Genomic DNA, 10967 nt, shown 5'->3' with positions numbered 1-10967 from the left:
GCGATGATGCCCAAACGCCGCCGCACCCGCGCCCAAGACCGCGCCTCCCGGGTGGCCACCGAACGCCGCCACAACCGCGACGCCCGCCTGGCCCGAAAAGCAGAGCAGCCCAGCTACTTTGGTCCCGCCCCACCCGCCGAAGGCGACGACGACCCGCCACCCTTCTAGGAAGCGGCGATGGCGAACAGCCGCCAGTCGCCCGGCCCGCCGTACGCTTAGCGGGTGCAAGAGGCGACCAAAGCCGACATCCTCGCCGCGCTAGATGACAGTGGGAAGCGGTTTGTCTCGATGGTCCGGGGGCTCGATGCGGATCGCGCCGCGCGACCGGTGCCTGGCCTCACCTGGACGGCCGCGGAGACTGCGGCGCACGTTGTAACTGTGCTCGGCAGGCTGCTTGGCGATCGTCGACGTGCCGCCACAAACGAGGGGGTTGCCGAGCTGAATGCGACCTGCCTCTCGGAGTACACCGACCGAGACATCAACGATATCGCCGACGGGCTCGAGGCAAATCTGCGTGCGGTGATCGACCACGTCTACCCCAAAGTCGACTTCGACCGTCTGTATCCCTTCCACGGAGGATCGACAATCTCTGCCGGCGGTGGGGCTCGATGGATCTTGTGCGAGCTGCTCGTCCACGGCTACGACATCGCCGTTGCAACGGGAGACGAGTGGGTGATACCGGCCGCGGAGGCGTCCATGGCAATTCGTGGCCCCGCTGAGTCGATGAATCGGCTGGTTGAGAGCAAAACCTCTACCCGGCATCGCGTCCATCTGGGCAAAGCCGACACTGTCGAATTCGTCGCAGCGTCCGGATCCCTGCCTGCCGACGACGAGCCGATCGACGTGGAACCCGGCGAGTTGCTCCTGGCCTACTTCGGAAGAATTGAAGTGTCCGATCCGCGTTTGGCGGTGGTTCTCGCTGATCTGCCGCACCTCTAACTAGGTCGGGGCCGCGCGGTCGGCACCCGCCCGGCGGCGTCGGCGGCACCGCCGGCACCGGCGGCGGCCCGTAGCACCGAGGAGAAACCATCCCCGACCGTTTAACCGCGTGAACGCTTCCGGACCGGGTAGCCCGCGGTCATGGAAATCACGGTCACCTTCGTCGGCAACGCCACCACGTTGATCACCGCCGGCGGGCTGACGCTGTTGACCGATCCGAATTTCCTGCACCGGGGCCAGCATGCCTATCTGGGCTACGGGTTGGTCTCCAAGCGGCTCAGGGAACCGGCGTTGAACATCGACGAGCTGCCCGCGGTCGACGCGGTGGTGCTGTCGCACATGCACGGTGATCATTGGGACCGGGTCTCGCAGCGGGGCCTCGACCACGGGCTGCCGATCGTCACCACCCCGCACGCGGCCAAGCGGCTGCACCATCGTGGCTTCGGGCACGCGCTGGGTTTGTCGACGTGGCAGCGACACACGATCACCAAGGGCGGCAACACCGTTCACATCACCTCGCTCCCCGGTCGGCACGCGCCTCAGTGGAGCCGACGACTGCTGCCGCCGGTGATGGGCACCATGCTCGAATTCGTCGCCGACGACGGCTCGGCGCGTCGGCTCTACGTGTCCGGCGACACGCTGCTCGTCGAGGAGCTCAAGGAGATCCCCGAGCGCTTCGATTCGATCGACGCCGGTGTGCTGCACCTGGGCGGGACGCGGCTGCCCGCCGGCCGGCGGCTTCCGTTCGGTCTGACAGTGACCATGGACGGCCGCCAGGGCGCGGAGCTGGTCGCGCTGCTGGCGCTGCCGAAAACGATCCCGGTGCACTTCGACGACTACGGCGTGTTCGCGTCGCCGCTCGACGAGTTCATTGCCGAGATGCGGCTTCGCGGCCTGGGCGACCGCGTCATCGAAGTGGACCGCGGCGCCTCGGTGACCCTGTGAGCGGTCCGCCACCCACCTGCAAATTCTTCGCTGGCCACCGCCCTCGGTATATGTTCGTGTCATGCGATTCGCGAACGGAACAGTGCACGCCAAGGGCCTCGACGTGCAATGTTTCCGCGTTGGTCGCGGCGCGGTCAGCGCAACTTTGCTGGATGGTTTCCCGAATAAGGGATGTGAGATGTCATGGACTTTCTAGCGCTGCCGCCCGAGGTGACATCGGCGCTCGTGCATGCCGGTCCCGGGGCGGCCTCGCTGATCGAGGCGTCCGCCGCCTGGCAGCGCATCGGCAACGAGTTGGACAGCTCGGTCAGCACCTATACGTCGGTGCTGTCGTCGCTGATGGACGCGTGGGACGGCCCGTCGGCCGCGAAGATGGTTCAGGCCGTCCAGCCCTACATCACCTGGCTGCGGGACACCGCCCAACAGGCCGACCAGCTGGCCTCCTCGACGCAGGCCGCCGCGACCGCGTTCAACTCGGCGCAGTCGGCGGTGGTCCCGGTCGCGACGGTGACCGCCAACCGGACGCGGCTGGCGCAACTGATAGCCACCAACCGGTTCGGCGCCAACCTGCCGGCCATCGCCGCGACCGAAGAGCAGTACCAGGCCATCTGGGCGAACAACTCCGCGGCGCTGACGCGCTATCAGGCGGCCACGGCGCAGGCGCTCGACCTGCAGCAGTTCACCACCCCGCCGGCGATCACCGACCCGGCCGGGACGGCCGCGCAGGCCACCGCCACGTCCGCCGCCGCCGCCACGCCGGCGCAATCGATCGGGGACTTCTTGGAGTCGATCGTCGGCACCCCGTTCGGCTTCGACCCCAACGTGGGCTGGTTCGGGCTGGCCAACACCTACGCCAACCAGTTCATCTCGTCCGGTTTCCCGATCAACCTGCTCAGCTACCTCGCGCAGAGCACCTCGGCCCAGGCGCTGCAGAGCGTGGGCGGCGACATCGGCCAGGGCCTCTCGGAGGGCGAGTCGGCGCTGGGAGCGGCGGGGGCCAGCTTGTCCGATGCGGTGAAGTCGCTGGGATCGGCGCCCACCGGGGCGATGGCCGTCGGCGTGTCGATGGGCAAGCTGACCGCGCCGCCCGCCGTGGTGGGGCTGCTGCCCGCCTCGCAGACGCCGGTGCAGCTCGCCTCGGCGGCATCGCCGCTCGACGGCGCCGACGCGGGGTTCCCCATGATGCCGCCGCTGATGCCCCCGCCGGTCTCGGCGGGCAGTGGCTGGCGCAAGCGGAAGCAGAACAAGCTCGAAGACCTCCAGGTGGGCGCCGAAGTCAAGGGCAAAGTGATCCGCACACCGCCGTCGGCCGGATGACATGGACTTCGGGACGCTGCCCCCAGAAATTAGCGCGGCGCTGATCCACTCCGGACCGGGTGCGGAGTCGTTGATCGAGGCGTCCGCCGCGTGGGAGCGGTTGGGCATCGAGCTGGAGGATTCGCTGCCCGGCTACGGCTCGGTGCTCTCGGCGCTGGGTGAGGCATGGGGCGGCCCGTCCGAGGCCGCGATGGCCCGGGCCGTCGACCCCTTCCTCGCGTGGCTGGCCGCCACCGCGCAGCAGTGCGAGCAGGTCGGCTCCTCGATCCAGACGGTGGCCGCGGCATTCGAATTGACCCGGCGGACCGTGGTGTTCCCGGTTCAGGTGGCCGCCAACCGCACCCGGCTGGCGCAGCTGATCGCCACCAACTGGCTGGGGACCAACTTCGCGGCGATTGCCGAGACCGACGCCCAGTACGAGGGCATGTGGGTGAACAACTCGGCGGCGATGAACCGCTACGCGGCGACCTCGGCACAGGCCACCCGGCTGCCGCAGTTCTCGTCGCCGCCCACGATCGTCAGCCCGGCGGCGGCGGCCGCGCAGGCCGCCGCCACGTCCGCCGCCGCCACCACCCCGGCGGCATCGACGCCGCTGGGGGATTTCTTGACGAACGTTCTCAGCACGCCCTTCGGCTTCAACCCCCAGAAGGGCTGGTTCGGCCTGGCCAATACGTATGCCGACCAGTTCATCGCCGGCGGAATCCCGATCAACCTGCTCAGCTACCTGGCGCAGCTGAACGCGGCCCAGACGCTGCAGAGCGTCGGCAGCGACGTGGGCCAGGGGCTGGCGGAGGGCGAGGCCGCGCTGGGCGGGGTCGGAGCCGGTCTCGCCGACGCGGTCAGGGCCGCCGGATCGGCGCCGACGGCTGCGGTGGGCGTCGGGGTTTCGATCGGCAAGCTGACGGCGCCGCCCGCGATGGTCGGGCTGTTGTCCGCGTCCAAATCGACGTTGCAGCTGGCCGCGGCGGTGTCGCCCCTGGCCGCGGACGAATCCGGGTTCCCCTTCATGCCGCCGCCGATGATGCCGCCGGTCGCGCCGCGCGACAAGAGCAAGCGCGGGGGGCGCGACTACGACGACCTCGAAATCGGGCTGGAGATCAAGGGGACCTTCATGACCCGCCCGCCCTCAGCGGGCTGAGTCGTCAGCGGTCTCCGCCAGGGTGAAGTAGTTCTCTTCCTCCTGCACGAAGTGCAGGCGCAGCAGCGCGTACAGCCCGTACAGGCAGGCGAGCAGGTCGTCGACCTGGTCGGCTCCGATGGAGCCGGTGGCTTGGGCCAGCTCGACCTGCGCGCCGATCCGGTCCGACAGCCGTTGTATCTCGGCATGGGTCCGGCTCATGGTCGCGGTGGCCTCGCCGGTGCCCAGGGGGTGCGCCAGCGCGGGGTAGAGCTCGGTTTCCTCGGCTCGCTCGTGCGGCAGGACGCGATCGACAAGTAACTGATGTGCGCGCGTAATCGCTTGCAGCGCGGCCTGATCGGGCGCGGCGGCCAGGCGGTCCGCCCCTTCGCGCAGCAGTCCGATGGCGTCGCGCAGCTCGTCGTGTTCGGCGTCGAAGCGGCGCAGCATCTGTTCGGTCTGCGCGGGCAGGTCGACCTCGGTGGCCGGGTTGCCGCGCAGGGCGCGCAGCGCGTTGAGGATGACGGCGACGTCGATGCCCTCCTGCAGCAGCGCGCCCGCGGCGGGCGGCAGCCAGCCCAGCGCGGCGACGACCATCGCGATCAGCGACAGGCACATGCCGACGACGGCGCTCTGCACCGCGATGCGCCGCGACCACCGCGCGATGTCCATCGCGTCGGCGAGCCGTTCCAGCCGGTCGGTGGTCAACACGACGTCGGCGGCCTCCGAGGAGGCGGTGGCGCCGCGCGCGCCCATCGCCACCCCGACGCCGGCCGCGGCCAGCGCGGGCGCGTCGTTCACTCCGTCGCCGACCATGACGGTGACCGCGCGCTCCTGCTCGGCGCGCACCGCGGCGACCTTGTCCGCCGGGCTCTGTTCGGCGTAGACCTCGTCCAGCCCCAACACGGCGCCGACCTCGCGGGCGGGCCCGGCGCGGTCGCCGGTGAGCATCACCAGTCGTCGCAACCCGGCGGCGCGCAGCCGCCGCACGGTGCGCGGGGCGTGGCGGCGCAGCGGGTCGCGCAGCAGCACCGCACCGGCTGGTCGCCCGTCGATGCACACCCACGCGATCGCGGCCGTGTCCAGCAGGGCCCGGTTGACGGCGGCCCGCGCCCATTCCGTCGAGGTGTCGCCGGCCAGCTTGCCGACCTGGATGCGCCGATCGCCGACGGTGGCGGTGACTCCGCGCCCGGGTTCTTCGACCACGTCGGTGGGCAGGTCCAGCCGCAGGCCGCGGGCCAACGCCTCGGTGACGATCGCCTCGGCCAGCACGTGTGGGGACAGCTGATCGACCGAGGCGGCCAGCCGCAGGATCTCCACGGCGTCGCGCCCCGGCGCGGCCGCGACGTCGATGACGACGGGTCGCCCCATGGTCAGCGTGCCGGTCTTGTCCATCACCAAAGTCGTTGCGCGCCCGAGGTTTTCCAACGCAGCCCCGCTGCGGATCACCACGCCGTGACGCGAGGCGCGCGACAGCCCGGAGACGATCGCCACCGGCGCCGCCAGCAGCAGCGGGCACGGCGTCGCCACCACCAGCACCGCCACGGCCCGCACCGGCGACCCGCTGGCCAGCCAGGCCGCGCCGGCGACCGACAGCGCCAAGGGCAGGAACCACGCGGCGTAGCGGTCGGCCAGCCGCACCACCGGTGCGCTCTGTGCCCCGGCCTCCGCGGCCAGCCGCACGATCTGCGCGTAGGTGCTGGCCTCGGCGGTGGCGGTAGCGCGCATCTCGAACGCGCCGCCCGCGTTGACCACGCCGCTGCGCACCGGTTCGCCCGCGCCGCGCTCCACCTGAAGCGGTTCGCCGGTCAGCACCGACTCGTCGAGCACCGCCGCCGCGCCGACGATGCGCCCGTCCACCGGGACCACCTCGCCGGGGCCGACGACCAACAGGTCGTCGATCGCCACCTCGTTCAGCCCGATCGTGGTCACCGTGGATCCGGCGCGCCGTCGGGCGAACCGGGGGGCGTGCTCGAGCAGGGCGCGCAGGTCGTGGGACGCGCGGCGCTCGGCCGCGGCCTCCAGCGCCCGGCCGCCGGCCAGCATCACGGCGATCAGCGCACCGGCGAGGTACTCGCCCACCAGCAGCGTGCCGATCAGGGACAGCACCGCAATCAGGTCGACCCCGAACCGGCCGCGGCGCAGCCCGGCCACCACCCAGACCACCGCCGGGACGAGGCCCACCGCCGTGCCCGCGATCCAGCACGCGTCGGCGACGTCGTGCGCGCCCACCAGCCAGGCGATCCCGCCCGACACCAGCGCGCCGACGCTGCCCGCGACCAAAATCGCAGATCCCCTTCCGCCCACACCATTCCCTTCGGAGACGGGTCTGCGGCCAGCCTGCACCGGCCTCGCCTCGTTAAATAGGGCCGGGTGTCCGGCGAACTAGGGACTCAGGTCACTAGAAAGGCCGGCCAAGTTCCGGTGAACATTGCTGGCGTGACTGGCTTTTCTGCACGGGGCTCGCTCCCGATCTCCACCATCACCGGCGACCCGGTGGCGCGCGTCGCCGCCGACGCCACGGTCGCCGACGTGGCCATGGCCATCGCGGACTGCGACGTCGGGGCCGTCGTGGTGGGCGACGACGAGCGGCCCGTGGCACTGGTGAGCGAGCGTGACGTCGTCCGCGTGGTGGCGGCCGGGAAGGATCCGGCTCGGGTCCCGGCCGCCGCGGTGGCCAGCACCAAGCTGGTGTGGTGTGACGCCGACGCGACGGTCGATGACGTGGCGGCCCGGATGATGGACCACTACATCCGCCACGTCCTGGTGGAGCGCGACGGCGCGCTGGCCGGGATCGTCTCGGCGCGCGACCTGCTCGGCGTCTACGGCGCCTAGCCGGTCGCCGCCGCCGCGCGGGACTCGATCATGCGGTTGCGGACGATGTGTTCGACGAGGATCGGAACGAACGTCTGCACGGGGGCGTCGACGAATTGCCGGGCGGCCTGCTCGCACCACTCTTTGATCTGCGCGGTGCGCTGCTCGTCGCCGAGCCCCTCGTGGCGGGCCAGCTTGTCGGCGACCTCGGCCACCGACCGCGCGACGGCGGAAGTGCTTGCGGGCACGGCGTCGGGGTCGGCCACCCCGGCCTGCTGCAGTTCCCGACGGGCGGCCTCCTCGGCGGCGTCGGGCCGGATGACGTGCAGCGTGAGGTGGTGACCGTCCTCGCCGAACAGGATCACACTGGTCGGCTCGTCGCTGGTGAAGCCCAGCAATTCGACTGTGTGGCCGCCGATCTCGACCAATTCCGGCGTCTCGTGCCAGCCGTTGCGGCGGTAGCCCACCATCACGACGCGGCCGAGTCGGTCGGACACCGACGCCAGTAAGTCCGGCAACTCGTCGACCAACCGGGTCGACCGCGGCCACCAGGCGCCGTCGAGATGCTCCGACGCGGACCGATAGGGCTTGAGCTGCAAGCGATTCTCGTGCTCCACGCGACCACGGTACGACCAAAGCGACCCGCCCGCGACTCGGGCGCCGCAGGTAACCGCGGTGTGTACCGGACGTGAACGGCGGGTAGCGCCAACCGGTTTGGCGATCGACAACTTCACCAAGACGACTTAAGCCCCTGTCGCAGTCGCGCCGCCCTGGTGATGATTACCGCATGCGAACCGCCTACCACGAGCAGCTCGACAATCTGGCGGCACAACTGGGCGAGATGTGCGGCCTGGCCGGGGTGGCGATGAAGCGCGCGACCCAGGCCCTGCTGGAGGCGGACCTGGACGCCGCCGAGCAGGTGATCCGCGGCCAGGAGCGGATCGTGTCGATGCGGGCGACGGCCGAAAAGGAGGCGTTCGGGCTGCTGGCCCTGCAGCAGCCGGTGGCGGGCGACCTGCGGGATATCTTCAGCTCGATACAGATCATCGCCGACACCGAGCGAATGGGCGCGCTGGCCGTGCACGTGGCCGACATCGCCCGGCGCGAGTACCCCAGGCAGGTGCTCCCCGACGAAGTCCGCGGCTGCTTCGCCGAGATGGGCAAGGTGGCAATCGAGTTGGGCGCCAGCGCAAAACAGGTGCTGATTTCCCGTGACCCGCAGCAGGCCGCCCAGCTTCGCGAACAAGACCAGGCGATGGACGACCTGTACAGCCGGTTGTTCTCCGTGCTGCTGGATCGCGAGTGGAAGCACAGCATCTCGGTGGGCGTGGAGGCGGCGTTGCTGGGCCGCTTCTACGAGCGCTTCGGCGACCACGCCGTGGAAATCGGCCGCCGCGTCATCTTCATGCGCACCGGCGCGCTGCCCGCCGAGGATGGAACGCGATGACCGCCACCACTGCGGCCGTCGCGGCGCCGCTGACGGCCAAGCGGGTCGCCGAAGCCCCCGTCGAGGCGGTCCTGGAATGGCTGGGCAGTTCGGCCGCCGGGCTGTCCAGCGCCGAGGCGGCCGCCCGCCTGGCGCAGCACGGCCCCAACGCCGTGCGGACCCATCACGTCAACGCGCTCGCGGTGCTCGGTCGCCAACTGCGCAGCGCGGTGCTGATCCTGTTGGCCGGCACCGCGGTTGTGTCGTACTTCCTCGGCGACAGCATGCAGGCGGTCATCATCGGCATCATCCTGGCCGCCAGCATCGGTTTGGGCTTCGTCAACGAATATCGCGCCGAGCGGGCCGCCGCCGACTTACACGGACGCGTGCACCACAACGCCCTGGCGCGCCGCGACTCGAAGTTCGTGACGGTCAGCGTCACCGACCTGGTGCCCGGCGACGTGATCCGGCTTTCGCTGGGCGAGGCCGTGCCCGCGGATGTCCGGCTGATCGAGGTCACCGGCCTGGAATGCAACGAAAGCATCCTGACCGGGGAGTCGACCGGCTCGGAGAAGTCGCCCCTGCCGACGCCGCCTGGCGCCGCGCTGGCGGAGTCGGCTGACTTGGCCTTCATGGGCACCATCGTCAGCGCCGGGGAGGGCGTCGGCGTGGTGTACGCCACCGGCAAAGATGCCGAATTCGGGCGCATCGCAGCGGGTTTGGACCAGCGTCAGCCGGAGACGGACTTCCAGGTCGGGCTGCGCAAGTTCTCCTACCTGCTGCTGCAGGTCGCGATCGCGCTGATGGTGATCATCCTGGCCAGCAACCTGCTGCTGTCCAAGCCGATCATCGATTCGGTGCTGTTCTCGCTGGCCATCGCGGTGGGCATCACGCCCCAGCTGCTGCCCGCGGTGGTCAGCACCAGCCTCGCGACCGGATCGCGGCAACTGGCCAAGTCGAAGGTGCTCGTCAAACGGCTGGTGTGCATCGAGGACCTGGGCGACATCGACATCCTGATCACCGACAAGACCGGCACCCTGACGGAGGGCCAGATCCGCCTGGTCGACGCGATCGACCCGGCCGGCGCGCACGCCGACCCGGTCCGGCGGCTGGGGTTGCTGGCCACCGACGTCGACCCGGATTCCGGTGGCGTCAGCGCCAATCCGCTCGACGCCGCGCTCTGGGAATCCGCGGGGGCGCAGGACTTGGTGGGCGATGCGGTGCGCCGCGTCGCGATCCTGCCGTTCGACCACGAGCGCCGTGCGACGTCGGTCCTGGTCGACGACGGAGGGAAACGCCTCCTCGTGGTCAAGGGCGCGCCGGAGCAGGTGCTGGCCCGATGCCGGGCGGCGTCGCCGGCGGCCGACGAGACCCTCGCGGCCCTGTTCGCCGCCGGGCGCCGGGTGGTGGCCGTGGCGCTGCGGCCCGCGGGCGAGCTGAGTGCCGTCACCGCCGACGACGAACGCGATCTCGCGCTGGCCGGCTTTCTGGTCTTCGCCGATGAACCCAAACCCGCCGCGCGCCAATCTCTTTCGCAGCTGGCCGCGCTGGGCATCGAACTCAAGATCGCGACCGGCGATAATCCGCGTGTTGCCGAAAAGGTATGCGCCGAGCTAGATTTGGCGTCCAAGGGCACCGCCACCGGGGCCGACCTCGAGCCACTCGACGACGACGCCTTCGCCGAGGCCGCCCGCAACAACACGATCTTTGCCCGAATCTCGCCCGAGCAGAAGGCGCGGTTGATCGTCTCGCTGCGCCGGCACGGGCGATCGGTGGGCTTCCTCGGCGACGGTGTCAACGACGCGCTGGCCCTGCATGCCGCCGACGTGGGGATCTCCGTCGACAGCGCCACCGACGTCGCCAAGGACGCGGCCGACGTGGTGCTGCTGGAGAAGGACCTCGGCGTGCTGGCCACCGGTGTCGCCGAGGGCCGGCGGATATTCGCCAACACCATCAAGTACGTGCTGATGGGCACTTCAAGCAACTTCGGCAACATGTTCAGCGCGGCCGCCGCGTCCGCGTTGCTGCCGTTCCTGCCGATGCTGCCCAGCCAGATCCTGCTCAACAACCTGCTTTACGACAGCTCCCAGCTCGCGATCCCCACCGACCGGGTCGACGAGGAACAGCTGCATGCGCCGTCGCACTGGAACGTCGCCTTCATCCGCCGGTTCATGCTGATCTTCGGGCCGATCAGCTCCCTGTTCGACTTCCTGACGTTCGGGTTGATGCTGGGCGTGCTGCACGCCGGCGTCGTCGAATTCCGCACCGGCTGGTTCGTGGAATCGCTTGCGACGCAGACGCTGATCATCTTCGCGATCCGCACCCGCAAGGTGCCGTTCTTCCGCAGCCGGGCCAGCGTCCCGCTGACCGTCACCAGCCTCACCGTGGTCGCCGTCGGGGTGGCGCTGA

General features: G+C 70.3%; 9 protein-coding genes. 7 read left to right on the top strand and 2 right to left on the bottom strand.

Annotation, left to right across the window (positions count from 1 at the left end):
• The first annotated feature begins 222 nt into the window (after positions 1-222).
• The 4 genes from N415_RS25035 to N415_RS25020 all read left to right on the top strand — a co-directional run bounded on the left by N415_RS25035 (position 223) and on the right by N415_RS25020 (position 4339).
• Positions 223-939, top strand: coding sequence for a maleylpyruvate isomerase N-terminal domain-containing protein (locus tag N415_RS25035; RefSeq protein ID WP_068187583.1), 717 nt, complete (start codon positions 223-225; stop codon positions 937-939).
• 141 nt (positions 940-1080) lie between these two features.
• Entirely contained in the window at positions 1081-1884 is an 804-nt protein-coding gene (locus tag N415_RS25030; protein WP_068187581.1) for an MBL fold metallo-hydrolase, read from the top strand.
• A 183-nt stretch (positions 1885-2067) separates the two neighbouring features.
• Entirely contained in the window at positions 2068-3201 is a 1134-nt protein-coding gene (locus tag N415_RS25025; protein WP_068187580.1) for a PPE family protein, read from the top strand.
• Between the two features lies 1 nt (position 3202).
• Positions 3203-4339, top strand: coding sequence for a PPE family protein (locus tag N415_RS25020; RefSeq protein WP_068187578.1), 1137 nt, complete (start codon positions 3203-3205; stop codon positions 4337-4339).
• On the opposite strand, the gene N415_RS25015 is transcribed toward N415_RS25020, so the two are convergent.
• On the bottom strand, positions 4328-6604 hold the full coding sequence (locus N415_RS25015; RefSeq protein WP_239645696.1) for a heavy metal translocating P-type ATPase: 2277 nt from the start codon (positions 6602-6604) through the stop codon (positions 4328-4330). The two genes, N415_RS25020 and N415_RS25015, sit on opposite strands and share 12 nt — an antisense overlap.
• A gap of 153 nt (positions 6605-6757) precedes the next feature.
• Between N415_RS25015 and N415_RS25010 the strand changes: the two genes are divergently transcribed.
• The gene (locus N415_RS25010) at positions 6758-7153 is read left to right on the top strand and encodes a CBS domain-containing protein (RefSeq protein WP_068187573.1); all 396 of its coding nucleotides are present in this window, start codon (positions 6758-6760) and stop codon (positions 7151-7153) included.
• Here the strand turns inward: N415_RS25010 and N415_RS25005 are convergent.
• A complete protein-coding gene (locus tag N415_RS25005) occupies positions 7150-7749 on the bottom strand; it encodes a DUF5994 family protein (protein WP_068187572.1) in 600 nt (199 codons plus the stop codon). The genes N415_RS25010 and N415_RS25005 overlap by 4 nt on opposite strands.
• 170 nt (positions 7750-7919) lie before the next feature.
• On the opposite strand from N415_RS25005, the gene phoU reads away from it, so the two are divergent.
• Together phoU and mgtA are read left to right on the top strand one after the other, a co-directional pair.
• Positions 7920-8579: a phosphate signaling complex protein PhoU gene (gene phoU, locus N415_RS25000; protein WP_068187571.1), complete on the top strand. Its 660-nt coding sequence runs from the start codon at positions 7920-7922 to the stop codon at positions 8577-8579.
• The coding region (mgtA, locus tag N415_RS24995; protein ID WP_068187570.1) for a magnesium-translocating P-type ATPase at positions 8576-10967 on the top strand (2392 nt) is incomplete at its 3' end. The genes phoU and mgtA, both read left to right, overlap by 4 nt.

The sequence above is a fragment of the Mycobacterium sp. UM_CSW genome (assembly GCF_000455205.1).
GTDB lineage: Bacteria > Actinomycetota > Actinomycetes > Mycobacteriales > Mycobacteriaceae > Mycobacterium.
Note: the sequence above shows the minus strand (reverse complement) of the source record. Positions and strands in the feature narration are given on the sequence as shown.

What these genes read in the sequence shown, in the direction of transcription:
- N415_RS25030 (WP_068187581.1), top strand. Translation starts at nt 1,081, where the DNA reads ATGGAAATCACGGTCACCTTCGTCGGCAACGCCACCACGTTGATCACC.
- N415_RS25025 (WP_068187580.1), top strand. Translation starts at nt 2,068, where the DNA reads ATGGACTTTCTAGCGCTGCCGCCCGAGGTGACATCGGCGCTCGTGCAT.
- N415_RS25020 (WP_068187578.1), top strand. Translation starts at nt 3,203, where the DNA reads ATGGACTTCGGGACGCTGCCCCCAGAAATTAGCGCGGCGCTGATCCAC.
- phoU (WP_068187571.1), top strand. Translation starts at nt 7,920, where the DNA reads ATGCGAACCGCCTACCACGAGCAGCTCGACAATCTGGCGGCACAACTG.